The organism is Enterobacter sp. CC120223-11, assembly GCF_900215375.1.
Lineage (GTDB): Bacteria > Pseudomonadota > Gammaproteobacteria > Enterobacterales > Enterobacteriaceae > Scandinavium.
Window position 1 is genome coordinate 250,705 of the sequence record NZ_OBEF01000003.1, and the last position, 25,580, is coordinate 276,284.

Annotated in this window: 24 protein-coding genes and 1 riboswitch; of the genes, 20 read left to right on the forward strand and 4 right to left on the reverse strand. The window is 56.4% G+C overall.

The window, feature by feature from the left end; translation table 11 throughout:
- The first annotated feature begins 661 nt into the window (after nt 1–661).
- From CRO87_RS05280 to CRO87_RS05335, 12 genes are all read left to right on the forward strand, one after another.
- A complete protein-coding gene (locus tag CRO87_RS05280) occupies nt 662–919 on the forward strand; it encodes a hypothetical protein (protein ID WP_097161882.1) in 258 nt (85 codons plus the stop codon).
- 121 nt (nt 920–1,040) lie between these two features.
- Entirely contained in the window at nt 1,041–1,682 is a 642-nt protein-coding gene (locus tag CRO87_RS05285; protein WP_141398668.1) for a YjbF family lipoprotein, read from the forward strand.
- The gene (locus CRO87_RS05290; RefSeq protein WP_255252484.1) at nt 1,679–2,419 is read left to right on the forward strand and encodes a capsule biosynthesis GfcC D2 domain-containing protein; all 741 of its coding nucleotides are present in this window, start codon (nt 1,679–1,681) and stop codon (nt 2,417–2,419) included. Before CRO87_RS05285 ends, CRO87_RS05290 begins: the two co-directional genes overlap by 4 nt.
- Nucleotides 2,416–4,506 (forward strand): YjbH domain-containing protein, encoded by a 2,091-nt coding sequence (locus CRO87_RS05295; protein WP_097161884.1) that lies wholly within the window; start codon nt 2,416–2,418, stop codon nt 4,504–4,506. The genes CRO87_RS05290 and CRO87_RS05295 overlap by 4 nt, the downstream gene beginning before the upstream one ends.
- A 28-nt stretch (nt 4,507–4,534) precedes the next feature.
- Nucleotides 4,535–5,674 (forward strand): polysaccharide export protein, encoded by a 1,140-nt coding sequence (locus tag CRO87_RS05300; protein ID WP_097161885.1) that lies wholly within the window; start codon nt 4,535–4,537, stop codon nt 5,672–5,674.
- Nucleotides 5,662–6,117, forward strand: coding sequence for a protein tyrosine phosphatase (locus CRO87_RS05305; protein WP_097161886.1), 456 nt, complete (start codon nt 5,662–5,664; stop codon nt 6,115–6,117). The genes CRO87_RS05300 and CRO87_RS05305 overlap by 13 nt, the downstream gene beginning before the upstream one ends.
- A 5-nt stretch (nt 6,118–6,122) precedes the next feature.
- Nucleotides 6,123–8,306 (forward strand): tyrosine-protein kinase, encoded by a 2,184-nt coding sequence (gene etk, locus CRO87_RS05310; RefSeq protein WP_097161887.1) that lies wholly within the window; start codon nt 6,123–6,125, stop codon nt 8,304–8,306.
- Between the two features lie 41 nt (nt 8,307–8,347).
- Nucleotides 8,348–9,358 (forward strand): UDP-N-acetylglucosamine--undecaprenyl-phosphate N-acetylglucosaminephosphotransferase, encoded by a 1,011-nt coding sequence (wecA, locus tag CRO87_RS05315; RefSeq protein WP_097161888.1) that lies wholly within the window; start codon nt 8,348–8,350, stop codon nt 9,356–9,358.
- A 196-nt stretch (nt 9,359–9,554) separates the two neighbouring features.
- Entirely contained in the window at nt 9,555–10,109 is a 555-nt protein-coding gene (locus CRO87_RS05320) for a GNAT family N-acetyltransferase (protein WP_097161889.1), read from the forward strand.
- Nucleotides 10,110–10,190: 81 nt separating this feature from the next.
- Nucleotides 10,191–10,287: riboswitch (TPP riboswitch) on the forward strand.
- A gap of 35 nt (nt 10,288–10,322) precedes the next feature.
- Complete coding sequence (gene thiM, locus CRO87_RS05325; RefSeq protein WP_097161890.1) at nt 10,323–11,102, forward strand: hydroxyethylthiazole kinase; 780 nt, start codon at nt 10,323–10,325, stop codon at nt 11,100–11,102.
- Entirely contained in the window at nt 11,099–11,899 is an 801-nt protein-coding gene (gene thiD, locus CRO87_RS05330; RefSeq protein WP_097161891.1) for a bifunctional hydroxymethylpyrimidine kinase/phosphomethylpyrimidine kinase, read from the forward strand. Before thiM ends, thiD begins: the two co-directional genes overlap by 4 nt.
- A gap of 36 nt (nt 11,900–11,935) precedes the next feature.
- Nucleotides 11,936–12,682 (forward strand): GntR family transcriptional regulator, encoded by a 747-nt coding sequence (locus tag CRO87_RS05335; RefSeq protein ID WP_097161892.1) that lies wholly within the window; start codon nt 11,936–11,938, stop codon nt 12,680–12,682.
- On the opposite strand, the gene CRO87_RS05340 is transcribed toward CRO87_RS05335, so the two are convergent.
- The 3 genes from CRO87_RS05340 to CRO87_RS05350 are packed head-to-tail and all read right to left on the reverse strand — an operon-like array spanning nt 12,656 to nt 15,926.
- On the reverse strand, nt 12,656–13,600 hold the full coding sequence (locus tag CRO87_RS05340; protein ID WP_097161893.1) for a PfkB family carbohydrate kinase: 945 nt from the start codon (nt 13,598–13,600) through the stop codon (nt 12,656–12,658). The two genes, CRO87_RS05335 and CRO87_RS05340, sit on opposite strands and share 27 nt — an antisense overlap.
- Nucleotides 13,594–14,601, reverse strand: coding sequence for an ADP-ribosylglycohydrolase family protein (locus CRO87_RS05345; protein WP_097161894.1), 1,008 nt, complete (start codon nt 14,599–14,601; stop codon nt 13,594–13,596). Before CRO87_RS05345 ends, CRO87_RS05340 begins: the two co-directional genes overlap by 7 nt.
- A complete protein-coding gene (locus tag CRO87_RS05350; RefSeq protein WP_097161895.1) occupies nt 14,598–15,926 on the reverse strand; it encodes a nucleoside permease in 1,329 nt (442 codons plus the stop codon). The genes CRO87_RS05345 and CRO87_RS05350 overlap by 4 nt, the downstream gene beginning before the upstream one ends.
- Nucleotides 15,927–16,129: 203 nt before the next feature.
- Between CRO87_RS05350 and fbaB the strand changes: the two genes are divergently transcribed.
- The 8 genes from fbaB to CRO87_RS05390 all read left to right on the forward strand — a co-directional run bounded on the left by fbaB (nt 16,130) and on the right by CRO87_RS05390 (nt 24,636).
- Nucleotides 16,130–17,179, forward strand: a complete 1,050-nt coding sequence (fbaB, locus tag CRO87_RS05355; protein ID WP_097161984.1) for a class I fructose-bisphosphate aldolase — start codon at nt 16,130–16,132, stop codon at nt 17,177–17,179.
- Nucleotides 17,180–17,597: 418 nt separating this feature from the next.
- The gene (locus CRO87_RS05360; RefSeq protein ID WP_097161896.1) at nt 17,598–18,152 is read left to right on the forward strand and encodes a fimbrial protein; all 555 of its coding nucleotides are present in this window, start codon (nt 17,598–17,600) and stop codon (nt 18,150–18,152) included.
- 14 nt (nt 18,153–18,166) lie between these two features.
- Nucleotides 18,167–18,880: a molecular chaperone gene (locus tag CRO87_RS05365; RefSeq protein ID WP_255252485.1), complete on the forward strand. Its 714-nt coding sequence runs from the start codon at nt 18,167–18,169 to the stop codon at nt 18,878–18,880.
- Nucleotides 18,867–21,347, forward strand: a complete 2,481-nt coding sequence (locus CRO87_RS05370) for a fimbria/pilus outer membrane usher protein (RefSeq protein WP_097161898.1) — start codon at nt 18,867–18,869, stop codon at nt 21,345–21,347. The genes CRO87_RS05365 and CRO87_RS05370 overlap by 14 nt, the downstream gene beginning before the upstream one ends.
- On the forward strand, nt 21,344–22,687 hold the full coding sequence (locus CRO87_RS05375; protein ID WP_097161899.1) for a fimbrial protein: 1,344 nt from the start codon (nt 21,344–21,346) through the stop codon (nt 22,685–22,687). The genes CRO87_RS05370 and CRO87_RS05375 overlap by 4 nt, the downstream gene beginning before the upstream one ends.
- On the forward strand, nt 22,659–23,351 hold the full coding sequence (locus CRO87_RS05380) for a molecular chaperone (RefSeq protein ID WP_255252486.1): 693 nt from the start codon (nt 22,659–22,661) through the stop codon (nt 23,349–23,351). The genes CRO87_RS05375 and CRO87_RS05380 overlap by 29 nt, the downstream gene beginning before the upstream one ends.
- 54 nt (nt 23,352–23,405) lie before the next feature.
- On the forward strand, nt 23,406–24,179 hold the full coding sequence (locus tag CRO87_RS05385) for a transcriptional regulator (RefSeq protein ID WP_097161900.1): 774 nt from the start codon (nt 23,406–23,408) through the stop codon (nt 24,177–24,179).
- Nucleotides 24,166–24,636 carry a hypothetical protein gene (locus CRO87_RS05390; RefSeq protein ID WP_255252487.1) on the forward strand — a complete coding sequence of 157 codons (471 nt, stop codon included), beginning with the start codon at nt 24,166–24,168 and terminating at the stop codon, nt 24,634–24,636. The genes CRO87_RS05385 and CRO87_RS05390 overlap by 14 nt, the downstream gene beginning before the upstream one ends.
- On the opposite strand, the gene yegS is transcribed toward CRO87_RS05390, so the two are convergent.
- Nucleotides 24,633–25,532, reverse strand: a complete 900-nt coding sequence (gene yegS, locus CRO87_RS05395) for a lipid kinase YegS (RefSeq protein WP_097161901.1) — start codon at nt 25,530–25,532, stop codon at nt 24,633–24,635. The genes CRO87_RS05390 and yegS overlap by 4 nt on opposite strands.
- Nucleotides 25,533–25,580: the final 48 nt, after the last annotated feature.

Below are 25,580 nucleotides of genomic sequence, written 5' to 3' on the forward strand. Positions count from 1 at the left end.
TATTTGAGGCAGTATTTAGCAATGCTTTAATAAGCGCAAAGTTTTGCAGCTAATTATCCCGATAGTGGCGGTGTAAATTAATTGTGCAGCTGGGAAATTAACGAGATAACATGAAACACTATTAAACGTTTATTGCTCTTTAAGGAGGCGACGTATGCTTCTGGCCATCTTGATTTATTCTCAGTGATGGGGCTGCTATATCCGAAATGATTTATCGATGTAGATGTTGTTTTTGTTTTTATTCTTTTAAAATCATCACCTTGAATTATCATCTTTCTCTTCCTTACCCTCTCTTACTCACTTCATTTCTTCTGAAATAGCGCCCTTTGCACCGGGTAATTATATGTGGTGCAATCGTTAATAAATCTGTTTGGATAATGTTCGGCTTCCCCTCGGAAGTTGTCTTTTTTCTGCGTAATAATTATCCTAGACCTCCTTCGAAAATAATTCGTTGCTTTCTTAATGGCTCTGGAAAACCTATTCCAGTCCGGTAATGTTTTGGGACTTTTATAGATTGATGTACAGGCTTTCACTCATGGAGTGGGCTCTGGCATGGATGATATTCCGTGCCTTTCAGGGACGGAAGTCAGCCCGGGTATTTGCCCGGTTTATGGCCTGAATTGTCAGGTCCCGATACTCCTTCATTTTATGAGGAACAGAAATGAAAAAGACGATGTGTGCCGTTCTGGCAGCGCTGAGCGTGGCATTCGTGGCTCCGGCCTTCGCCGCAACTGAAACCGCAGCCGGCTCCGGTCTGGCGACCGCGGGCACGACCGGTGGCGTTGCTGCCGGTGCGGTGGGAACGGCGACGGTAGTTGGCGTGACTGCTGCGGTGGGTCTGGCGACTCTGGCTGTTGTTGCAGCGACTGACAACAGCGACGGCTCCAAAAACACCACCACCACCACAGCAACCCGCTAAGTGCGGGTAACGCGGTTCAACGCCTGACGCTGGACTGCGTTGTGATCCTGCCCGGAGCGCTTGCTCCGGGTATTTTGACTATGACCTTGTCACCCTGATGACAGATACAAAAGGAACTTCGGTGCGCCCACTTTTTTTCCTGCTACTCGGACTGCTGCAGGGATGTACTCCCGCCCAGCAAAGCATGATGGAAACCTTTGATACAGCCCTGAAAGGGGACAAAGACATCACGCTTTCCGATGAGTTCATCCGCACACAGCCGTACGCCTCGATGTATCTGCGCCTTAACCAGGGCCAGCAGATTTTCGTTGTGCTGGGCTTTATAGAGCAGGGGCAAAGTAAATGGCTGACGGCGGACAACGCGATGATCGTCACCCGTCAGGGGCGTTTGCTGAAAACCACGGGTTTGAAAGAGAACCTGCTGGAAGTGAGAAGCCCGGAGCACGATCCGCTGAGCGAACCTTCGCAACTGCAACAGGGGGCAAGCTGGCAGCGTGTGATTCGCTGGCAGGAAGAGGGACGAGAACGATCCTCGGTGCTTTCGTCGCAGTTCTCACCAGGAGAAGAAACCGTGCTGAACCTCGCAGGCGAGAAAATAGTCGTTCGCGAATGGCTGGAAAATGTTCAGTCACAGACCCCTGACCTTCGCTGGCAGAACCGCTTCTGGATAGACGTGAAATCCGGCGTAGTGCGCCGCAGCGAACAGACCTTAGGCGCAGGCTTTTACCCTGTGGACATGACCTTTCTGAAACCCGCCCCATGAAAACGATTAACAAAAGACTGATGATTTGCGTGTTAAGCGCGCTGAGCCTGAAAGCCTGGGGCAGTGGCCTTGTCACCGTCGTCGGTCACCGACCGCAGCATAACGTCGTCGTGGCAAGCGATTTGGCTCAGCTGGTGACCACGCCTTTGCTGATGAATAACACCTGGTGGCCCGGGGCCATTATTGCCACTCCGGCCGCGACGTTAAGTGCTCAGCTTGAGCAACAGCAGGTGCTTGAGCAGCTCACCCGCTGGGAGCAGAAGGCAAATGACCGACAAAGTGCCACCGTTCGCGCAGTCAGAGAACAGCTCCAGAGTATGAAGGTGACTGGCCGCCACTTTGTCAGCCTCGACCCGGATGTGGTGCGCACCAAAGAGGGAGCAAATCCCCGTCTGGAGGGCACCTACACCCTTTACATCGTTCCTCGCGCGCAGACAGTGACCGTGGTCGGTGCAGTCAGTAATGGGGGCGAGCAGCCATGGCGCCCAGGCACGCCGGTCAGTCACTATCTGAAGGGGCTTCATCAGCTGGCTGGCGCTGATAAAAATTACGTGACAATCGTCCATCCTGATGGCGAAAGCGAGATCGCGCCGGTGGCGTACTGGAATGCGCAAGACCGTGAAGTTGAACCCGGCAGCGTTCTCTGGGTCGGTTTTTCTCCGGCGATGCTGCCGGAGGCGTTCGTCCAGCTTAATCAGCAGATCTCGTCGCTGCTGACCAAACGGGTCGCCCAGTGATGAAAAAAACGTATCTGATGAGCTGCCTGGCGCTGGTCTTTCCGGGGGCCGGACAGGCAGAACCCTATGGCGATCCCGTCCGCGCTTCCCAATCTGATTTCGGTGGTACGGGCCTGATGCAGACCCCCAACGCACGTATCGCTCGTGAAGGCGAGTTCAGTGTTAACTACCGCGATAACGATCAGTACCGTTTTTATTCAACGTCCATCGGGCTCTTTCCGTGGCTCGAGGGGACTATCCGTTACACGGATGTCCGCACCCGCAAATACAGTGATAATGAAGCCTTCAGCGGCGATCAGAGCTACAAAGATAAATCGTTCGATTTCAAAATCCGCCTTCTGGAAGAGGATTTCATCGTTCCGCAGGTGGCTTTTGGAAAGCGCGACATTGCCGGAACAGGGCTGTTTGACGGCGAGTATCTGGTTGCCAGCAAATATTTCGGACCGCTGGATGTCAGCTTTGGCATGGCCTGGGGTTACCCCGGCAACAGCGGCAATGTGCGTAACCCACTATGTCAGGTGAGCGATAAATACTGCACCCGTGCCGAGCTTAATGACGCCGGGGATATCAGCTTCAGCGACATGTTCCGTGGCCCGGCGGCGCTGTTCGGCGGGGTGGAGTATCAGACGCCGTGGCAGCCGCTGCGCCTGAAGCTTGAGTATGACGGCAATGACTACCGCGATGACTTCGCAGGGCGACTGCAGCAGTCCAGCCATTTCAATGTGGGTGCCGTCTGGCGGGCCACCGACTGGGCCGAACTGAATCTCAGCTACGAAAGAGGCAACACGCTAATGGCTGGCTTCACGCTGCGCACCAATTTTAACGATTTGCGTCCGGCCCTGCGGGATAAGCCGCCAGCTGAATATGCCCCACAGCCGGAAACAGCCGCTTTGTCTTTCACCAGCGCCGCAAGCCAGCTCACGGCGCTGAAGTACGACGCCGGGTTTGATGCACCGGAGATCGCACAGTACGGTGGCACGCTCTATATGTCGGGGGAACAGTACCGTTACAGGGATTCTCGCGAGGCCGTCGATCGTGCCAACCGAATTCTGGCCAACAATCTGCCAGCAGGCGTGAAAACGTTAAGCGTTACCCAGACCCGTGACCGGATGCCAATGGTTACCACGCAAACGGATGTGGCAGGTTTGCGCCGTCAGCTCGAAGGCTATCCTTTGGGGCAGGAAACGCAACCAGCACAGACGCGAGTCGAACCCGTCGATACCCGCCTGTTTAGCCGCGGATACCGCATCAAACCTGAACGCTTTAGTTATTCGTTTGCACCGACCCTGGCGCAGTCCCTTGGTGGGCCGGAGGACTTTTATCTCTTCCAGGCCGGACTGATGAGCAGCGCCCGTTTCTGGCTGACGGAGCACGCTTTGCTGGATGGTGGCATTTTTACCAACCTCTACAACAACTACGACAAATTTAATTCGTCGCTGCTGCCGTCCGATTCCACCTTGCCGAGGGTGCGTACGCACATTCGTGACTACGTCAGCAACGATGTTTATCTCAATAATCTGCAGGCCAACCTTTTCCAGCCGCTGGGACACGGGTTTTACAGCCAGGTCTACGGGGGCTATCTCGAGACAATGTATGCCGGTGTGGGGGCAGAAGTGCTCTGGCGGCCGCTGGACAGAAGCTGGGCGCTGGGCGCAGACCTGAACTATGTGCGCCAGCGCGACTGGAACAACATGATGCGCTTCGCTGATTACAGTGCGCCAACGGGTTTTGTGACCGCTTACTGGAACCCGCCTGTGGTGAACTCCCTGCTGATGAAGGTCAGCGTCGGGCAGTACCTAGCGAAGGACAAAGGCGTCACGGTTGATGTGGCCAAACGCTTTGACAGCGGCATCACCGTCGGTGTTTGGGCGGCTTTGTCGAACGTATCAAAGGAAGACTACGGCGAAGGGGGCTTCAGCAAAGGTTTCTACGTTTCCATTCCCCTCGATTTGATGACCATCTCACCGAATCGCAATCGCGCAGTGGTCTCCTGGACGCCGCTCACACGCGACGGCGGTCAGATGCTGGGGCGCAAGTATCAACTTTACGGTATCACAGACGATCGGGAACGACCGGTCGGACAATAACTTATTGATTAAATGACGATTTGAACAAATGAAAAAGCGAACTCTGAAATATTCTCTGCTGGCGCTCACGCTGGTTGCACTTAGCGGCTGTACGGTCGTACCCGGGCAGGGATTAAACCTCCGTGGCAAAGATGTCATTGAACAGCCTGACAGCAACTATGACATCAATAAAATGGTGAACATCTACCCAATGACGCCGGGGCTGGTTGATAGCATGCGCCCTCAGCCGGTGACCTCCCGGGCTAACCCTGACCTGGATGCTCATCTGCAAAATTATGAGTACCGCATTGGCGTGGGTGATGTGCTGATGGTCACCGTCTGGGACCACCCTGAACTTACTACGCCCGCAGGGCAATACCGTAGCGCAAGCGATACAGGTAACTGGGTTAACGCAGATGGCGCTATTTTTTACCCCTATATCGGTCGACTCAAAGTGGCAGGCAAAACCCTGACCGAAGTGCGTCAGGCGATCACCGCCAGTCTGGATAAGGTGATTGAAAGCCCGCAGGTGGACGTGAGCATTGCGGCATTTCGCTCGCAGAAAGCCTATGTGACCGGTGAAGTGGCGAAGTCCGGCCAGCAGCCGATCACCAACATTCCCCTGACCATTATGGATGCCATTAACGCCGCCGGCGGCCTGACCGCTGATGCTGACTGGCGCAACGTGGTGCTGACCCACAAAGGCGAGGAGAGTCGTATCTCCCTCTATGCCCTGATGCAGCGCGGCGACCTTACCCAGAATAAGCTGCTCCATCCGGGCGACATCCTGTTCATTCCCCGCAACGATGACCTGAAAGTGTTTGTGATGGGTGAAGTTGGCAAACAGGCCACTCTGAAAATGGACCGTAGCGGAATGACGCTTGCGGAGGCACTGGGCAATGCCGAGGGCCTGAAGCAGGAGATGTCGGACGCTACCGGGGTCTTTGTGATTCGTTCCCTGAAAGGCAAACAGGGCGGCAAAATCGCCAGCATTTATCAGCTTAATGCTCAGGATGCTTCTGCGATGGTACTTGGCACGGAATTCCGTCTTGAGCCTTACGACATTGTGTACGTTACCACCGCGCCGCTGGTGCGCTGGAACCGCGTTATTTCGCAGCTGGTGCCGACCATCAGCGGCGTTCACGATCTGACTGAAACGGCGAGGTTCATCAAAACATGGCCAAATTAACCTTTACGTCGATCCTGGTTGTCTGCACCGGCAATATTTGTCGCTCGCCAACGGGGGAGCGCATGCTGCGGCGAATGCTCCCGGAGCTAAAAGTGGATTCAGCCGGAACCTTCGGCCTGAGCGGGGAACCGGCCGAGAGCACGGCTTTGAAGGTTGCCGCGGCAAAGGGTCTGTCTCTTGAAGGCCATATTGCACGTAAGCTGACGCCCGCTGTGGCGCGGGAATACGATTTGATTCTGGTTATGGAGCCGGAACATATCGCCCAAGTCACCACGATTGCGCCAGAAGCTCGCGGGAAAACCCTGCTGCTGGGCCAGTGGATGGGAGGGAAGGAGATACCGGATCCCTACCGTAAGAACCAGGAAGCGTTTGAACACGTCTATGGCCTGCTGGAGCTGGCCTGTCAGCAATGGGCCGATAAGCTCAGCAAAACCACGGAATGACTACTATGTCGACGAACACCCTTAACTCGCAGAACGCCGCTTCTGCTTCCGGACAGGAAATCGATCTTGTTCGCCTGCTTGGCGAGTTGATTGATAACCGCCTGACTATTATCAGCCTCACTGGCCTGTTTACGGTCGTCGCGCTGATATATGCGCTGTTCGCTGCCCCGATTTATCAGGCGGACGCGCTTATTCAGGTTGAACAGAAGCAGGGTAACTCCCTGTTGAGCAGCCTCAGCTCGATGATCCCGACGGGGTCACCGGAGTCGGCTCCCGAGATGCAACTGCTGCAATCGCGAATGATCCTCAGCAAAACTATTGACGATCTCAGCCTGCGTAATCAGGTACAGCAGAAATATTTCCCGGTATTTGGTCGTGGCTGGGCGCGTCTCAGCGGGCAAACGCCAGGGGCGATCGCAATTTCGTGGATGTCGATACCTTCCTCGCCGGGCCAGGATCGTACGTTAACGCTGACCGTCGGAGAAAAAGGCCACTACCTGCTCGAAGGCGAGGGCTTTAGCGCCGAAGGTAAAACCGGTCAGCTGCTCGATAAAGACGGAGTTTCCTTGAAGGTTGGCGACATTAAGGCTCTGCCGGGAACCCAGTTCCTGCTGCGTCAGCAGACAGAGCTTGAAGCCCTCGATGAACTGCAACAGCGGTTCAGCGTCAACGAGCGCAGCAAAGACAGCGGCATGCTGGGCCTGACGATGATCGGGGAAGATCAGAAGCGTATTGCTTCTATCGTCAACAACATTGCCGATAACTATTTGCAGCAGAATATTGCCCGCCAGGCGGCGCAGGATTCAAAGAGTCTGGCGTTTCTTCAGCAGCAATTGCCGCAGGTGCGTGGCGAACTCGATGAGGCGGAAGACAAGCTCAACGGCTATCGAAAAGAGCGCGATTCCGTGGATCTTAACCTCGAAGCAAAGTCGGTGCTCGAACAGATTGTCAACGCGGATAATCAGCTCAATGAGCTGACCTTCCGTGAAGCTGAAATTTCCCAGCTCTACAAAAAAGATCACCCGACCTACAAGGCGCTGATGGATAAGCGACAGACGCTGGAGCAGGAAAAAGCCCGTTTGAACAAGCGAGTTTCTTCGATGCCTTCCACGCAGCAACAGGTGCTGCGCCTGAGCCGTGACGTGGAGTCCGGACGTGCCGTTTATCTGCAACTGCTGAACCGCCAGCAGGAGCTGAGCATCGCCCAATCGAGCGCGATTGGTAATGTGCGCATTATTGATTCGGCGATGGTGATGCCAAAGCCGATTAAGCCTAAAAAGGCCCTTATTGTGATTATGGGTCTGATGCTGGGACTGTTTGTATCGACCGGACTGGTGTTGGCCCGCTCGCTGCTGCGCCGTGGAATTGAATCGCCGGAGCAGCTGGAAGAGCAGGGAATCAACGTTTATGCCACGGTGCCCATCTCTGAATGGCTGGCGAAGCGCACCCGACTGCGTAGCAAAAATGTCTTTTCAACGACTTTCCGCCACAAGACGAAAAACGTGCCGTTCCTCGCCGTGGATAACCCGATAGATCTCTCCGTCGAGGCCGTGCGGGGCCTGCGCACCAGCCTGCATTTCGCCATGATGGAGTCGAGCAATAATATCCTGATGATCTCCGGGGCGACGCCGGACAGCGGCAAAACCTTCGTCAGCAGCACGCTGGCGGCGATCGTGGCGCAGTCGGAGCAGAAAGTGTTGTTTATCGATGCCGATATGCGTCGCGGCTACGCCCACGATCTGTTTGGCATTGAGAATGCGCAGGGGCTGTCCGATGCCCTGGCGGGCAAAATGGCGGTGGAAAATGTGGTGCAAACCTTCGACAAGGGCGGGTTTGACGTTATCACCCGTGGCCAGGTGCCACCCAACCCGGCCGAGTTGCTGATGCATGAACGCTTTACGCAAATCCTCACCTGGGCAAATGAGCGTTACGACATGGTGATTATCGACACGCCGCCGATCCTGGCCGTGACCGATGCCGCGTTGATTGGCCGCCAGGCTGGCACCAGCTTAGTGGTGGCCCGATTTGGCATGAACAGCGTCAAAGAGATGACGGTCTGTGTTAATCGCCTGGAGCAGGCGGGCGTTAACATCAAAGGCGCAATCCTCAACGGCGTAGTGAAACGGGCCAGTACGGCATACGGCTACGGCTACGATCACTACGGCTACAGCTATGGCGACAAGAACTGATTTTCATCCAGACGGTAACGTGTATTACAGAGAGCAGGAACATGGCATTTTTACTGGTTCTTCTTAGCGCTTTAGCGGGGTTGGCTATTGCAGGAAAAACCGCGCCGGTTATCGGCCTGGTGGACAAACCGAACGCCCGCAAACTGCATCAGGGCCAAATTCCGCTGGTCGGCGGGATTTCGCTCTGGGTGGCGATGAGCGTATTGCAGGTGACAAACCCGGCGTGGTTGCCGCATCAGCCAGTTTTCTGGGTTTGCATCTCTTTACTGCTGCTGGTCGGCGTGCTGGATGATAAGTTTGATCTGCCGGTGCTGCCAAGGGTGATTGTGCAGGCGTCGGCTGCAGGGTTGATGATGAATCAGGGATTGGGATTGTGGACGCTCGGTGAAATTGTGCCGGGCTACACAGTGACGCTGGGCAGCCTCTGCTATCTCTTCACTCTGCTGGCAATCTGGGCCTCTATCAACGCCTTTAACATGGTTGATGGTATCGATGGCCTGTTAGGTGGGCTTTCCTGCGTAACGTTTGGCGCGCTGGGTTATCTGTTTTTCCATCACGGTAATGACGATGTGTGGCAGTGGTGCCTGGCACTGGTGCTGGCGCTGCTTCCCTATCTGGCCGCCAATCTGGGGCTTGTTGGGGGGATAAAACGCAAAGTCTTCATGGGTGATGCGGGCAGCACGGTCATCGGTTTTGCCGCTGTCTGGCTGCTGATCGTTGCGACGCAGTCTGATGAGGCTGTTATCACTCCCGCGACGGCGCTGTGGCTGATCGCAGTGCCGCTGGCAGATATGTGTGCGGTTTCGCTGCGCCGGTTGCGCAGCGGCACCAGTCCGTTCAGGCCCGATCGCGGACACATCCATCACATCGTCATGAAATGCGGCTTCAGCTCGCGCCAGACGCTGGGTATTCTGCTTGTCGTGGCTTCAGGATGTGCGGTGACGGGGATTGTGTTCGACAAAACCGCCGTTCCCGAATGGGTGAGTCTGCTGCTGTTCCTGCTGTGCTTTGCGGCCTGGCTGCGCTTTTCATCGCGCGTGTATCGCCGCTGACTTTGTGAATCAGTATCAGATGTGCTGCGAAAAAAAAGGTGGAAATTATCTCGCGCAGGTCTCAAAGCTATCGTCTACTCTTTCGGCTCAGGCATCTGAACAAGCTTCTCATCGGCATCAACTGCCGTCCGGGATGAAAGGGTGTTTATGAAGCTGGCAGGCATTCAGGCTGGCTAAAAACAGGGAGGATACAATCATGATTGCTACGCCAGAGATTGTCACTGACAGGCTTATCCTTAAGCCGCTGCGCTCAGAAGATGCGCAGCAGATCCAGCGCAAATTTCCTCGCTGGGAGATAGTGCGCTATCTGATCTCAACCGTGCCCTGGCCTTTTCCGGAGGGGGCTGCGCAGCATTACGTTGATAACGTCGCGCTGGCTGCCAGTAAAAAAGGGACCGGCTGGTTTTGGAGCCTTTGCCCCAAAGAAGATGAAAACGAGTTGATTGGCGTCATTTCACTGATGGATACCCCTGACAATAACCGTGGTTTCTGGCTGGTGCCGGAATGGCAGGGGAAGGGGCTGATGGCCGAAGCCTGCGAGGCGGTGAATGCGTTTTGGTTCGAAACGCTGAACAAAGAGGTTCTCAGGGCGCCAAAAGCTGCTGATAATCAACGTTCCAAAAATCTGTCCATGCGAAACGGGATGCGTTTAGTTCGTACCGAAAAGGCGCAGTACGTATCCGGTGAGCTTGATTCAGAACTGTGGGAAATTACGCGCGAGATGTGGCGCGGGCGTCAGGGCCAGGGCTAAGTCGGAGAGACGTGTTTACATCCTCGGCCCGCAGCATTATCCTCCCCATGGTTTAACGTCACGTTAACCACAGAATTTGATTCAAATGACTCGGGGTGCCCTTCTTTGTGAAGGCTGAGAAATACCCGTAATACCTGATCTGGATAATGCCAGCGTAGGGAAGTCAGAACCCTTCGTGGGTATCGCTTCTTCGCCGCCTGGCAGGAGCGAACCATGCCACCTGACCTGCTGAATTCTGCGCTGCTCGCGCATACTTCCCACCTTTTTCGTACCCGTTCGCCGCTCGTTCACTGCATGACTAATGACGTCGTGCAAACCTTTACCGCCAACGTTTTGCTGGCTATTGGTGCCTCTCCGGCGATGGTGATTGATGCCGATGAAGCGCCGCAGTTTGCCGCGCTGGCGGATGCGTTGCTGATAAACGTCGGTACGCTGACGAAAGAACGCGCGTCAGCGATGCGTGTGGCCGTGGAAAGCGCAAACGCCAACAACAAACCCTGGACGCTGGACCCTGTAGCCGTTGGTGCGCTGACGCTGCGCACTGAGTTTTGTCAGCAACTTCTGGCACTTAAACCTGCGGCGATTCGCGGCAACGCTTCCGAAATTATGGCACTGGCAGGGATGAGCCAGGGCGGACGTGGCGTTGATACCACTGATACTGCCGCCGCTGCGCTACCTGCGGCACAAGCGCTGGCGCGGCAAATTTCCACCGTCGTAGTGGTAACGGGCGAGGTGGATTATGTGACTGACGGAAGGCGCACGCTTATGGTGACCGGTGGCTCATCTTTGATGACGCGGGTCGTCGGTACCGGCTGCGCTTTATCTGCGGTAGTGGCGGCAAGCTGTGCGCTGCCGGGCGACCGGCTGGACAACGTCGCAGCGGCCTGTGGAATAATGAAAAAGGCCGGAGGCGCGGCGACGGAAAACAGCGCCGGACCGGGCAGCTTTGTCGCCGCATTTCTTGATGCGCTCTACGCGGAGGGACGCCCATGAAGCGGATTAACGCCTTAACGATTGCCGGGACCGATCCGAGCGGTGGCGCGGGTATTCAGGCCGATCTCAAAACGTTCTCGGCGCTGGGCGCTTACGGCTGTTCAGTCATCACCGCGCTGGTGGCGCAGAATACGCGCGGCGTGCAGTCGGTTTATCGCATCGAGCCTGATTTTGTTGCCGCACAGCTCGATTCGGTGTTCAGCGATGTGCGAATCGACACCACAAAAATCGGCATGCTGGCGGAAACCGACATTGTTGAAGCCGTTGCGGAAAGGCTGGCGCGCTATGAGATTCATAACGTGGTGCTGGACACGGTGATGCTGGCGAAAAGCGGCGATCCGCTGCTCTCTGCATCGGCGGTTGCCACGCTGCGTAAGAGGCTGCTGCCGCAGGTTTCGTTAATCACGCCGAATCTGCCGGAAGCCGCTGCGCTGCTGGACACGCCACACGCTCGAAACGAGCAGGAGATGCTGGAGCAGGGCCGGGCGCTGCGGGCGCTGGGCTGTGAAGCGGTGCTGATGAAGGGCGGGCATCTGGACGATGCGGAAAGTCCCGACTGGCTGTTTACCGCCGAAGGGGAATACCGTTTCACCGCGCCGCGTGTGCCAACAAAGAACACGCATGGCACAGGATGCACTCTTTCAGCGGCGCTGGCCGCGCTTCGTCCGCGTCATTCCGGCTGGCTGGAAACGGTGCCGGAGGCCAAGCGCTGGCTCTCTGCGGCGCTGGCGCAGGCCGACTCGCTGGAAGTGGGGAATGGGATCGGTCCGGTGCATCATTTCCATGCCTGGTGGTAGTATACTGGCTGAAACTGTCTGCAAGGATTATCAGAGATGGAACAAGCGCATACCCGGCTTCTCGCTCAACTGAATGAGCGCATCGCCGCCGCCGACAACATGCCGCTGTACCTGAAATTTGCCGAAACGGTGAAGAATGCGGTGCGCAGCGGCTGGCTGGAGCACGGCAATATTCTGCCCGGCGAGCGCGATCTCAGCCAGCTCACCGGGGTGTCGCGCATTACCGTGCGTAAGGCAATGCAGACTCTGGAAGACGAGGGCGTGGTCACGCGCGCCCGTGGCTACGGCACGCAGATCAATAACATCTTCGAGTATTCCCTGAAAGAAGCGCGCGGTTTTTCTCAGCAGGTTGTGCTGCGAGGGAAAAAACCGGACACGCTGTGGGTCAACAAACGCGTGGTGGAATGCCCGTCGGAAGTGGCAGAGCAGCTGGCGGTTGAGCCAAAAAGTGACGTTTTTTTACTCAAGCGCATTCGCTACGTGGATGAAGAGGCGGTGTCCATTGAGGAGTCGTGGGTGCCGTCGCATCTGATTGCCGACGCCGAAGACATCGGCATTTCACTGTATGACTATTTCCGCAGTCAGCATATTTTCCCGCAGAGAACCCGCTCGCGGGTCAGCGCCCGGATGCCGGACGCCGAGTTTCAGTCGCACATCAAAATGGATGACAAAATCCCGGTGCTGGTGATTAAACAGGTGGCGCTGGACCAGCAGCAGCGGCCGATTGAGTACAGCATCAGCTACTGCCGCAGCGATTTATACGTGTTTGTGTGCGAGGAGTAACTCTTCCGCCGTCGGCGCGCAGTCGCCACCGCGGTGGCTGACCACCCAACTGGCGACCGCGTTACCCAGGGTCACCGCTTCGGCAAGTGAACTGCCAAAGGCCAGCCCTGCCAGCACGCCACCGGCATGGCTGTCTCCCGCGCCAATGGTGTCGACCACCGTTGCCGGGAAGGCCATCGCGTGCCCGCTGGCTTCTTCACTGAAATACCACGCCCCGTCTTTATCCTGACGCACAATCAGCGGCGCATGCCAGCGCTCGAGCCAGGCTTTGCCTAAGGCTTCAGTCTCTGCGGGAAGCTGGTAAACCTCAGCCACAATCTCCGCTTCCTGGCGATTCAGGGTAATAAGCGGCTTGCAGGCCATAATGCGGGCGAAGCGTTCGGGTGAAATATCGGCAATGCGCGGCCCGAAGTCGATAAGCGCCGTGACGCCCGGCGTCGATTCCAGCCAGCCAATCAGCAAATCCGCACAGGCGGCGGTGAGCTGATAGCCTGAGAGATAAACCAGACCGTCGGCGTGCCGCGGCAGGCGGGCCAGCCATTCATCCGTCCAGGCATTTTCCACGCCGGTAAAGGACATAAAGGTGCGTTCGCCATCGGGTTCGACCAGCGCCAGGCACCAGCCGTTGTCGCCTTTGTCGGTTTCAATCACGCTGTTGATGTCCTGCTTTTGCAGGTTGTTGCGCACGATATCGGCCCACACACCCTGGCCCAGCGGCAGCGCGTTGCAGGCCTCAATCCCGAGCCGCTTCAGCGCCACGGCGACGTTCAGCGCGCAGCCGCCGATATTAACGCTTTGCTGCTGGAGTTCGATATCGCAGCCGCGCCAGGGCAGGGCGTAGGCGTCGGCGATGACGTCAATCACCGCCGAGCCAATCACCGTCACCGGACGCTTTTGTTTTCTAAGCGGGCTCAGCATCGTTCCTCCCGCTGTTGACGGAAACGCAGCAGGGCATCGGCGTAGCGGCCAAAGTCGAGCTGGTTCACCTCGTCCAGCTCCTGCTTGAGCGCCGGGTCGATGCCGTTAATGCCGTGCAGCGCGCCGCAGATGGCGGTTGCCATCGCACCGATGGTGTCAGTGTCGCCGCCGAGGTTGGCGCAGAGAATCGCGCAGCGGTTCGGGTCGGTTCCGGCCAGTTCCACCATTGCAATGGCACATGCTACTGATTCGATGGTACTGGTGCCCGCGCCAACCAGCTGGTAGAGCTGCTCGCAGGCGGATTCCACGCCGTTGGCTTCACGCACCGTTTTCAGCGCCAGCTCAATGCGCATCGCAAGCGAGGCATTGAAAGTGGTGACGCGTTTTTCCTGGGCGTGGCGGGCGACGGAGGGCAATGCATCCACAATGTTCTGCCAGCTTTCACCGTCAATCGCGCGAGAAACCGCCCAGCCGACAGCCACGGCTCCGGCGAGGGCAAGGTCAGATTTGTGCGTCGGGCTGGAGGCCAGGGCAACATCATCAATAAAGGCATCCAGATCCGCCGTGGGCAGCACGCAGCCGAGCGGGGAAACACGCATCGCGGCGCCGTTGGTCACGCCGTTGTTTTCAAGCTGGCTCACCGGTTTGCCGTCACGGATAGCATTCAGCGCAATTTTAGACGTTGGGCCGAGCACGTTTTTATTGAAGGCATCGAAGCCTTCGGCCCATTTCAGAATATGGCGGCCAATGATGTCCGGCACGATTTCGCCGTCGCATTCTATCATCGCGTCGGCCAGACACAGCGCCATCGAAGTGTCGTCGGTAAACTCCGCCCGACTGAAATAGCAGGCGGCGTTATTTTCCGCCGGGCCATCGAGAAAACGATCGATCCAGCCGAAGTGCGCCTTCACGCGGGAGCGCGGCCACAGCTCTGACGGCATCCCCATCGCATCGCCTAATGCCTGCCCATAAAGGGCGCCGAGAATTCGTTGGTGTTTCATTTCACTTCCTCATGTGTCATCGCCATGTCGCGCTCGTCGTTATCAACGTGGATGGCGGTAATCTCTCTGTCCGATTCACGGAAGAACAGCATAAACAGCACGGCAATCACCGCGATCATCACCGCGCCGAAGGTCCACATCCCGGCCCAGTTAAAGGTCAGTCCGTTGACGGGCTCTTTGTAGGCGAACATTTTTTCCATCATCACGCCGCCCAGACGGTAGCCGAGCAGGCTGCCGAAGCCCTGGCAGCAGAGCGTAATCAGGCCCTGTGCGGCGTTACGCATCTGTACCGGCGCCTTTTTATCCACGTAGATATAGGCGGTGACGTAGTAAAAATCGTAGCTCACGCCGTGCAGCAGAATGCCGAGGAAAAGCAGGCCGTAGGTGAAGTAATGTTCTGCACCACCGTAGACGAAGAAGCCATAGCGAATCGCTGCGGTAATTAAGCCCAGCAATAATACCTTTTTAATACCAAAACGCTTAGTGAAGAACGGCAGCGCCAGCATGAAGAAGATTTCAGAGAACTGGCCGAGGGTCATCCAGCCGGTGGCGTTGTGCATTCCCACTTCGGTTAAATAGCCGTTGGCGAAGATGTAGTAGAACGCCAGCGGCATTGCGAACAGGAAAGAGCAGAAGAAAAAGACGAGGAAGTTTTTATCGCGCAGCAGAACCAGCGCGTCCAGACCAAGCATCACCTTCAGGCTCAGTTTGCCGGTGCTCTTCGGTGGTGTATCCGGCAGGAACAGGGCGAACACGCCGAGCAGGGCGGAGCTGCCTGCGGTGATCAGCAGCGGGATGCTGGTGGGTGAAATGTCGTTATAGCCCATCATCTGCGGTAAGAAGCCGCACACCAGCCCCGAGCCAATCCAGCCGATGGTGCCCATCACGCGGATGCGCGGGAAGTCGCGCTCGACGTCCGGCACATGGGAAAACGCTATGCTGTTGGTCAGGGCGATGGTCGGCATGTAGGTCAGCGAGTAGCCGAGCAGCAGTGGGAAGAAACCGCTGAAGGTGGTCTGCTGCGCCGCGAAGTACATCAGGATAGCACCGGCAACCATCAGCACTGCCAGCACTTTTTGCGCCGGGAAGAAGCGGTCCGTCAGCGAACCGACGAGGATCGGTGAGAGGATCGCGGCGATGGCGGTACAGGCATAAGACCAGCCAATTTCACCCGCGCTGAAGCCATTTTTACTGAGCCACAGCCACAGTGGCACAAACCATGCGCCCCAGATAAACCACTCCACGAACATCATGAACGACAGCTTTACTGTAGTTTTCATCTTTAAATCCTTCATGACAGGTAAGGTACGCCTGCACACTACCATTGAATAATACCTTTAAGATACCTTTGTGGTGAATCCTTGAGCGACTTAACACTTTTTCACGCCTGAATCGTGCCAGCGGATTGTGCCGAAAAGCGCACGAATCGGCTGGAAAAATCATGGCCAGAGGTCCAGGCTTAGGGTTGCCTTAAATCAGGCTCAGGACATTCATGCTCGTTTTTACGGGCACTTACGGGAGTTATCACATGACTGATATTGCGCAGTTGCTTGGCAAAGACGCCGACAGCCTTTTACAGCATCGTTGTATGACCATTCCGTCCGGGCAGCTTTACCTTCCCGGCCCCGACTATGTCGATCGCGTAATGATCGACAATAACCGTCCCCCTGCTGTGCTGCGTAACATGCAGACGTTGTACAACACCGGGCGTCTGGCAGGCACCGGCTATCTCTCTATTTTACCGGTAGACCAGGGCGTTGAGCACTCTGCGGGCGCATCGTTTGCTGCAAATCCGCTCTATTTCGACCCCAAAAACATCGTTGAACTGGCAATTGAGGCAGGCTGTAACTGTGTGGCCTCCACCTATGGCGTGCTGGCGAGCGTGTCGCGCCGCTATGCGCACCGCATACCTTTCCTTGTGAAGCTCAATCACAACGAAACCCTGAGCTACCCGAACACCTTCGATCAGACCCTGTACGCCAGCGTAGAGCAGGCCTTTAACATGGGTGCCGTGGCCGTTGGGGCAACCATCTATTTCGGTTCTGAAGAGTCACGTCGTCAGATTGAGGAGATTTCAGCCGCCTTTGAACGCGCGCACGAACTGGGCATGGTGACCGTGCTGTGGGCCTATCTGCGAAATTCTGCCTTCAAGAAAGACGGCGTCGACTATCATGTTTCGGCGGATTTGACCGGGCAGGCCAACCACCTGGCGGCGACCATCGGGGCCGACATCGTGAAGCAAAAAATGGCCGAAAATAACGGCGGCTACAAGGCCGTCAACTTCGGTTACACCGATGAACGCGTTTACAGCAAGCTGACCACCGATAACCCTATCGATCTGGTGCGTTACCAGCTGGCTAATTGCTATATGGGTCGTGCCGGGCTAATTAACTCGGGCGGCGCTGCCGGGGATAATGATCAGGCTGATGCGGTGCGCACGGCGGTTATTAATAAACGCGCGGGCGGCATGGGGCTTATTCTTGGCCGTAAAGCGTTTAAAAAATCCATGGCGGAAGGCGTGCAGTTAATTAACTCCGTACAGGATGTTTATCTCGATACCAAAGTGACCATTGCCTGACAAAAAACCTCCCTCATCAGAGGGAGGTTTATCCATTTAGCACATCCTCGCCACATTAAAATGCGATTAATAAGTCGCCGATTCCTGGGGTCATCTCATTTTTCGTATCTTGATCAATTTTAAGAAAAAAATAAACTACGCATATCTTGAGATGCTGTTTCGTTTAAAAACATAGGGATAGGGTTGCTGTTAAGAGGTTTTATCTTATTTAAGATCGCATTTTTGCTCATTTGAGAAAACAAAGGTTTTAATTACCAGGAATATTCTTAAACTAGCAACCATCGTAGGGTTTTTCCTATGGTGCAACCAGACTCATCTGGCTACTTACTTCACGCAAATAACTATTCCGCCTCAGGCGGAGGAATAACTGCGCTGCATTGTCAGGATGCCAGTGTATTTATTGATTAAGGAAGAAAAAATGAAATTCAATACTTCTCACGCCAGCTCTCTTTTTGTTGCCGGCAGTATTGCACTGTTATTTGCGCAGGCTGCAAATGCGGATTCCGCAAATACCATTACTTTCAAAGGTGAAGTGACCGAACAGACCTGTGAAGTCACCGTCAACGGCGTGAATGCCCGTCCGGTGATATTGCTGCCCTCCGTTGCCAAAAGTGAACTGGCGACGGCCTCGTCCTCCGCTGGTCTGACGCCGTTCACCCTGGGTGTTACTGGCTGCACGGTCGATGAGGACGCACTGGATATTAAAACGGTCTTCGTGGCCAGCAACATGACCGAGCGCGGCAACATTGCCAACACCGGTACGGCGCAAAATGTGGAACTGCAACTGACCACCGATAATGCGGGCACCACGCCTGTCGATCTGCGCAACGCGGGTGGCGTAGCGGGCATTACCGTTGCGGCCGGTAGCACCAGCGGCGAACACGACTTTGCGGTGCAGTATTTCAGCCCGAACGGAGGCGCCACTGCAGGGACCGTAATGGGTACCGTTCAGTACGCCGTGTCCTACCTGTAAGTGAGTAAAGCGTGATGAAAGGATTCGTTAAAGTGCTTGCGGGAATGCTGCTGTGCGCCAGCGCGCAGGCGAGCGTTGTGATGACCGGCAGCCGGATCGTTTACCCGGCCGACAGCCGTGAAGTGAGCGTCCAGTTAACCAACCGCGATGATTTTCCGGGCGTGGTGCAGGTGTGGCTGGACGACGGCAATGCGCAGTCTGTTCCGCAAACGGCCAACGCGCCTTTCGTCACCACGCCGCCAGTCTTCCGGCTGGCGGCCCATGCAGGGCAGACCGTCCGCCTGCGCTATGTCGGCAAGCCAGTCGCGCAGGATCGGGAGTCACTATGGTGGTTCAACTTCATTCAGATCCCACCGACGGATAAAGCCACGCAGGCAGACAATCAGCTGCTGGTGCTGGTACGCAGCCGGGTGAAGGTATTCGTGCGCCCGAAAGGGCTGGTGGGGTCGCCGTTAGAAATGGCGGATACCAGCCGCGTCTGGCTGCAGGGCGGAGAACTGTTCCTGCGCAACAACAGCGGTTACTACCTGGCACTCTCCTCACTTGAAGTGAAAGGGGCCGGGAAGAACCAACGCATTCAGAGCGAAACGATAGCGCCCTGGACAACGGTGTCCTGGAAGGCTTCCGTGTCGCAGATTGGCGAAGCGAAAATGCGCTGGATCAACGACCAGGGCGCCACCCTGAACGGGCGTGTGGCGGTAGGGAATCAGGATAATGTCGGCCCGTAATTTTCGCTGGTGGTGGCTGATTCTGCCCAGCGTTGCCCCGGCATCAGCCAGTGAATACACCTTTGATGAGAGCCTGCTGCTTGGCAGCGGGTATGAAAAAGGCCTGGCGCAGTTTAATCAACAGGATGCCGTTGCGCCAGGAACATACAGCGTTGATGTCTGGCTGAACAGGCAGTACGTGGGCCGTGATGACGTGCTGTTTCGACAGAACGATGAGGGCCGCATCGTGCCTTGTCTGCCGGTCAAATTCTGGGATGAGCAGGGCGTGGCATCGGCACAGGAAAGTGAGCCAGAGGCCTGCCTGGCACCGGACGCCCGCATCAGCGGCGGTCAGTGGGATTTCGATCAGGGCCTGCTGCGCCTGAATCTGAGCGTGCCCCAGGCGGCGCTGAAAAGAACGCCGCAGGATTACGTGCCGCCTTCGCAGTGGCAGAGCGGCGAGAGCGTGCTGTTCAGCAACTACAACCTGCACGTGTATCACAATAAAAACGGCGGTCGTCAGAGCGACTACGGCTGGCTCGGGCTGAACAGTGGCTTCAATATCGGCAGCTGGCAGTTCCGCCAGCAGTCCTCTGCCAGCTGGCGGCGCGATGACTATCGCGAAACTCAGCGCTGGGACGCGCTGCAAACCTGGGTTCAGCACCCGATCGCAAAGCTCGAAAGTGTGCTGACGGCAGGCGAAAGCTACACGCCCGGCAGCCTGCTTGGCAGCATGGCGTTTACCGGCATCAAGCTGGAAACGGACCAGCGGATGTGGCCGCAGTCACGGCGGGGTTATGCGCCGGAAGTGCGAGGCACGGCTTCAACGCCGTCGCGTGTGGTGGTCAAACAGAATGGCCGCACCCTGTACGAAACCAGCGTCCCGCAAGGCCCTTTTCTGCTCGACGATTTGCCAAACACCGCGTGGGATGGCGATTTGCAGGTGGAAATCACCGGTGCGGACGGCAAGAAAAGCGGCTACACCGTGCCGTACGCCAGCGTGCCTTTATCGCTGCGTCCGGGCGTCTGGCGCTATGGCCTGGTCGCCGGGAAAACCCGCGATTACAGCGCCGCTGACAGCCTGTTTACGGATTTCACCCTTGAACGAGGGATGACGAATTTACTCACCGCCAATGGCGCGATGCGCGTGGGCGAAGATTATCAGGCGCTGCTGATGGGCGGCGTGCTGGCGACAACGCTTGGCGCTTTTGGTGTCGACGTGACAGGGTCGCGGGCAAAAATTCGCTCGCAAACCCTGAGCGGCTGGCGACTTCAGACCAACTGGAGCAAGACCTTTGCCCCTCTCGGCACCCACGTGGCGCTGGCGGGCTATCGCTATTCGACTGAGGGCTACCGCGACTATGCCGACGTGCTCGGCGAGCGAAGTATGGAAGGGCGTGACGAGCAGTGGCGTTCGGACACTTTGCGCCAGCGTAACCAGTTCACCGCCACCGTCAATCAGACCCTTGGCGGCTACGGCAACCTGTGGCTCTCCGGGTCGATGATGGATTACTACGGCAACCGCGGAAACAGCTCACAGCTGCAGGCCGGGTACAGCACGAGCGTCGGACGCGTCTCTCTGGGTTTCTCCTTCAGCCGTCAGGAAATCTGGATGCGCAGCGGCAGCGGCGCGCAGGGGCAAAAAGAGAATGTGGCGACGCTGACGCTCTCCGTTCCGCTGAGCTTTGGCGATCGGGAACATACGCTGGCGCTATCCGCAAGCCATGCGCAGCAAGCCGGAAGCAACACGCAGGTGGCGCTTTCAGGCGCGCTTGATCAGGATGAGACGCTCAACTATGCGCTTTCCACCGGCTGGCAACAGGGGCAGGAGGGCAACAGCGACGTGACGGACTGGAGCGGCTCGCTGCAAAAAAGTACCTCGTTCGGCACGCTGAACGGCAGCATTTCACAGTCGCAGAGCTACCAGCAGTGGACAGCAGGTGTGCGCGGGGCCGTGGTCGTCCACCGTCATGGCGTTGTGGCTGGCCCGTGGGTGGGTGACACCTTTGCCCTGGTGGAAGCGCCAGGTGCGAAGGGAGCCCGAGTCGGCGGCGGGCAGGGTGCAAGGGTAAACGGCAGCGGCTATGCGCTGGTGCCTTCGCTCACGCCATACCGCTACAACAGCGTGACGCTCGACGGCAGTGAAATGGATAGCCACGCAGAGCTTCAGGAAAGCCAGCGGCGCATCGCGCCAATGGCCGGGGCAGCAGTCAAACTGCGTTTCGCCACGCTGGCGGGATACCCGCTGTTAATCACCGTGCAGAGCGACGCTGCGCTGCCGGTGGGCGCAAACGTGACTGACGATCGCGGGCGTGTGGTTGGCATGGTGGCTCAGGGCAATCAGGTTTATGTCCGCGTGGAAGGCGGGCAGGGCCAGCTGGCACTGGAAGGCAGCGATTGCGTGCTGCCGTGGCGGCTCACCCCGCAACAGCGGACGGAGCCGCTCATTGCATTAACTCAGGCCTGCATGGCGAAGGGAAGTTTATGAAAAAATTACTGATCCTGCTGGCTCTGGGCCCCTCTATGGCACAGGCGGCATGTGAATACATTGTTTATCCGTATAAAAGCGGAAGCAACAGCGCCCAGGGCTCGCACCGCCTGAGCGCGGAGAGTGACGGCATTGCCAATGACTGGCGATCTGGCGGCGGCAACGACGCATGGAACGGCGTGCTGCCAGGTCTGAGTAAATCCATCGACGTGACGAGCAATGTCAGCTTCCAGCCTGCGGGCACGATGCTGACGTCCAGCGGCGGGATCCCATTCACGACGTACGCACACAAGGGCGGCGGGTACGATCCTGAGCAGGTGTTCTTCCGCTGTACGCCGGATACCGCCGGGCAACTCTATGAGGCCTGGTCGATGAACGGCGATGACTACTACGCGGGCTTGTATCAGGTTTCCGATGTGCCGGGCGCTTATGCGACAGTGATAAAAAATGTGGCGCTGCGTCTGACGCACGACGCTTCCGGCAGCGTTTTTACCGACAGCTGGCAGCAGCGCCCGCTGGAGAATCTTGACGTTGATACCAACGGTAACTTCCTGATCAAGGCCAAGAACTTTTCAACCATCAGCGTGGAGCTGATTAAAACCCTGGATATCAGCTATTTCGTCAATCAGGCGCAGTCGGCCACGTTTAACAGCTACGTGAACCCGAACGCTTACGTGGTATTCCGCGGGCCAGGCACCTCATCCTGGAACATCAAAGTGGGCCAGCCGCACCGCGGCGGCAACTGGGCGGGGTGGGCCAACGACTGGCCGTCCGTGATAAGCCTCTACAACAATGGGATCACGGTGAAGCGCGGGGCGATGTGTCAGGTAACGGATTTTACGCCGGTTGTGCATTTACCGCCGATTTCCGTGGCCCAGTTGAAACGTGGCGAGTACTCCTCCGCGCCGTTCCGGATTGGCTTTGCCTGTGAGTCGACGGTGGTTTCGGGCGTAGCAGCCGGGAAAGGTAATGTGGCGATGGGGCTGCTGGCACCCGATAGCAGCATCAACAGTGCCTGGGGCTTTGGTTTGATTGGGCCGAAAACGGTGACATGGCTGCTGGACACGCAATACGGCGCGGTCGGACATGCCAGAGGCGTGGGCGTGCAGGTTTATCGCGGCGGAAGCCTGATAAGCTTTATGGCCGCATCCAACGCCGGAACCGGGACGGACGGCGGCTGGATGCCGGTCACAGGCAGCAGTACGCAGCAAAACGGCAGCCAGAACGGGATTAATTATTACACGGAAGCCTTTGAAGCCCGGCTGGCGAGCTTCGGGGCGGACACCATAACGGCAGGGAGTTACCAGTCGCATGTGCAAGTTTTACTCCGTATTCAGTAGCCTGTGGCTGTTGGCGCTCAGCGCGCAGGCGGCGGTGAACATCAGCACCACGCGGGTGATTTTCAACCATGGAGAATCACAGCGGACGGTGACACTGGTGAACGACGGGAGTTATCCGGTGGTGCTTCAGAGCTGGGTGGACGATGGCGATCCGCTGAAGGGGCCCTCTCAGGCGAGTGCGCCTTTTGTTGTACTGCCCCCGGTACTGAAGATTTTGCCCGGCGAACAGCGTGAGCTGAGGATCATGACCAGCGGCAAGGGGCTGGCAACCGATCGTGAGTCGTTGTACTGGCTGAACGTCTATCAAATCCCGCCAGAGATGAAAGAGGCTCCTGCTGGTGAAAAAATGCGTCTTGCGCTCAGAAATCAGCTGAAAGTCCTATGGCGACCGAAAAACACAGGTGTCTTGACTGAAAAATCCATCAATCTTCTGCGCTTTCGCTATGGTGATGGAGCTATTTATGCCATAAATGATAGTTCATGGAATATAACTCTGGGTGATGTTTCTTTGGGAGAGTATTCCACAAGTGGAATAGTACTTTCACCGCACTCGCAGAGTGTGATTTTGAATTCGGCCCCTCCTGCTGTTCGACAGAATAAGATAAACTTTAGCGTGATTAACGATGAAGGAAATCGTTGGGGTTTTTCGGCTGAAATCAATTAACACTAAAGCGTTAACTTCAGCTAAATTGACAAAAATCCACATTCAGGGATCAAGATGGCAAAAGTCTTTTTGCTCGGGGGCCTCATTGTCTTCTCCCCTGAGCGTAACGTGTTACACGCCAAATCAAATGAGGCAAAGCGCTTATCGCTCAGCAACCCGGCAAGTCGTTGTTTATTGTTATTAATTCAGCGGCAGGGCCAGGTCATTGAGCGGGATTATTTCTTTCAGCACGTCTGGATAAATAATGGCGCGCAGGTCACGAACAATACTTTTTATCAGAATATTTCCTTGCTGCGCCGGGCGTTTAAAGAGTTTGGCCTCAACGAGGAGCTGATCGTCACTGTGCCGAAGGTCGGTATCCGCCTGGAGTCGCAGCTGGAGGTTGTCGAACAGGAAGCTCAGGAAGTGGAAGAATCTCTTCCTGAGCCACCGTCACATCCCGCGACTACGCCGGAAAAACAAATCTTCACCAGGTCATACAGAAGGACGCTTGTCTGGCTGTTGGCGGGTATTGCCTGCTGTTTGCTTGCCTTCGCGCTAACCTGGGAGGCACAGTTTGACACCCGTATGAGTCAGTTTGAGCCACTGGCAGTAAGTAAGGGTTGCCACTGGTACGCCAACCAGGACGTGCTGGATTTTAACCTACATCATCAATTTATTAAGGCCTGGGCCCTTGATTGTAAAAGCTATCCCTGGATCTATCTGACTGTGTATCCCAATTTTCCGCGTATCTCTGCATTGACCTGCCGACAGCAATATAGCCGCTGGCGTGATAATGAGTGTGTCACGCATTATTATTTCCCGGAGCCAAGACATGTGGGCGCGTAATATAAAATGGATTGTGGCGATCGGCATTGCCATCGGGCTGACGATTGCCGTGACAGTTACGGTGCAATACTGGCAGCGCTCACATTTTGACTGCACCGGGGAATTACTGATGGAGTATCCGGATATCCGTGGTGATATTTCCGTACGCTATGTCTTTAACGGCTCCCGTGGGGTGGCTATTTTACGTGGGCAAATTACGGACAATAAGGGAGCAACCCTTGTTGTTAATCAAAATGCCTGGTTTACCTTCACCCGTAAAGCCAATGACTATTTTCTGCTGTCGGATAATGTCGCCTCCAGTGGGGGAGAGACGACCATTGATCCGCTACTGACCAGGACGCTGCCTGACTTTTACCTTAAGCCGAATCTGCCGTTCTATTTCAGTATCATAAGGCTCAACAGCAGCACCTGGCAGTTCTACACCAGCCGTTCACCGTCGGTGTTTTGCCGCCGCTAGCGCAGCAGTGGACAGCCCGGCGGCAGGCGGCAGCGCAAGGCATTGGGCAGAATTTCAATGCGGAATTCACGCCCGGTTTGCGGTTCGCCGTCGAGGTTAAAGGTAATGTCGTGAGGGGCGGAAATTTCAAACCACGAAGACACACCGTCAATCAGGTTTGGACTCTCCTGCGGGCTGGAAAGGGTGCTGAGCAGGGCCGGAAGCAACTCTTCGCCTGTAAAGATGCGCAGATGTAGCAGACCATCGTTGATCAGCGCCTCCGGGCAAAGCTGTTGCCCGCCACCCGCCTGACGCCCGTTGCCAATGCCAATCACCAGCGCATCGCCCTGCCAGTGGAAGCCTTCGCCACGAATTTCACAGCGGTCGGCTTTCAGGGTATCGGGACGCATCAGGCCATGAATCAGATAGGAGACGCCACCCAAGGCTGCCTTAAGCTTCTCCGGCGTTTCGCTGGTAATGCGGGTTCCAAAACCGCCCGTCGCCATATTGATAAAGCAGGTTTTCTCGTTCACCTGAGCGATATCGATAGCGGTATCGTTACCCGCCATCGCGAGCTTCAGCGCTTTATCAAGTTCGTCGGGCACGCCAACGCTTGTGGCAAAATCATTAGCGGTGCCGAGCGGTAAAAGACCGAGTGCCGGAGTGTGCGGATGCTTGCAGTGAATAAGCGCTGTCGCAACTTCATTGATGGTGCCGTCGCCGCCGCCAGCAATAACCGTTGCAACGCCTAACTCACAGGCTTCATCCAGATAGCGCGCTGCATCGCCTTTTTCCCAGGTGACTCGCACGTGGATCTCTACGCCCTGGTCGCGTAACTGGTTAATGGCTTCGCGCAGTTCCGGATTGCCGGCGCTTTTGCCGTTGAGGATCAGCAGGCCTGGTGGGAAGTCGGTCATCTTTTTATCCATCTATTCAACATGATAAAAAGTGTAACCCATGAAACA

Excerpts from the sequence above, each read along its gene's own strand:
- CRO87_RS05345 (WP_097161894.1), bottom strand. The coding sequence starts at position 14,601 with ATGAAACACCAACGAATTCTCGGCGCCCTTTATGGGCAGGCATTAGGC.
- CRO87_RS05380 (WP_255252486.1), top strand. The coding sequence starts at position 22,659 with ATGTGCAAGTTTTACTCCGTATTCAGTAGCCTGTGGCTGTTGGCGCTC.
- wecA (WP_097161888.1), top strand. The coding sequence starts at position 8,348 with ATGGCATTTTTACTGGTTCTTCTTAGCGCTTTAGCGGGGTTGGCTATT.
- CRO87_RS05340 (WP_097161893.1), bottom strand. The coding sequence starts at position 13,600 with ATGCTGAGCCCGCTTAGAAAACAAAAGCGTCCGGTGACGGTGATTGGC.
- CRO87_RS05300 (WP_097161885.1), top strand. The coding sequence starts at position 4,535 with ATGAAAAAGCGAACTCTGAAATATTCTCTGCTGGCGCTCACGCTGGTT.
- CRO87_RS05335 (WP_097161892.1), top strand. The coding sequence starts at position 11,936 with ATGGAACAAGCGCATACCCGGCTTCTCGCTCAACTGAATGAGCGCATC.
- CRO87_RS05385 (WP_097161900.1), top strand. The coding sequence starts at position 23,406 with ATGGCAAAAGTCTTTTTGCTCGGGGGCCTCATTGTCTTCTCCCCTGAG.
- CRO87_RS05390 (WP_255252487.1), top strand. The coding sequence starts at position 24,166 with ATGTGGGCGCGTAATATAAAATGGATTGTGGCGATCGGCATTGCCATC.
- CRO87_RS05290 (WP_255252484.1), top strand. The coding sequence starts at position 1,679 with ATGAAAACGATTAACAAAAGACTGATGATTTGCGTGTTAAGCGCGCTG.
- fbaB (WP_097161984.1), top strand. The coding sequence starts at position 16,130 with ATGACTGATATTGCGCAGTTGCTTGGCAAAGACGCCGACAGCCTTTTA.
- CRO87_RS05370 (WP_097161898.1), top strand. The coding sequence starts at position 18,867 with ATGTCGGCCCGTAATTTTCGCTGGTGGTGGCTGATTCTGCCCAGCGTT.
- thiM (WP_097161890.1), top strand. The coding sequence starts at position 10,323 with ATGCCACCTGACCTGCTGAATTCTGCGCTGCTCGCGCATACTTCCCAC.
- CRO87_RS05305 (WP_097161886.1), top strand. The coding sequence starts at position 5,662 with ATGGCCAAATTAACCTTTACGTCGATCCTGGTTGTCTGCACCGGCAAT.
- thiD (WP_097161891.1), top strand. The coding sequence starts at position 11,099 with ATGAAGCGGATTAACGCCTTAACGATTGCCGGGACCGATCCGAGCGGT.
- CRO87_RS05365 (WP_255252485.1), top strand. The coding sequence starts at position 18,167 with ATGAAAGGATTCGTTAAAGTGCTTGCGGGAATGCTGCTGTGCGCCAGC.
- CRO87_RS05320 (WP_097161889.1), top strand. The coding sequence starts at position 9,555 with ATGATTGCTACGCCAGAGATTGTCACTGACAGGCTTATCCTTAAGCCG.
- CRO87_RS05375 (WP_097161899.1), top strand. The coding sequence starts at position 21,344 with ATGAAAAAATTACTGATCCTGCTGGCTCTGGGCCCCTCTATGGCACAG.
- CRO87_RS05350 (WP_097161895.1), bottom strand. The coding sequence starts at position 15,926 with ATGGTAGTGTGCAGGCGTACCTTACCTGTCATGAAGGATTTAAAGATG.
- CRO87_RS05280 (WP_097161882.1), top strand. The coding sequence starts at position 662 with ATGAAAAAGACGATGTGTGCCGTTCTGGCAGCGCTGAGCGTGGCATTC.
- etk (WP_097161887.1), top strand. The coding sequence starts at position 6,123 with ATGTCGACGAACACCCTTAACTCGCAGAACGCCGCTTCTGCTTCCGGA.
- yegS (WP_097161901.1), bottom strand. The coding sequence starts at position 25,532 with ATGACCGACTTCCCACCAGGCCTGCTGATCCTCAACGGCAAAAGCGCC.
- CRO87_RS05360 (WP_097161896.1), top strand. The coding sequence starts at position 17,598 with ATGAAATTCAATACTTCTCACGCCAGCTCTCTTTTTGTTGCCGGCAGT.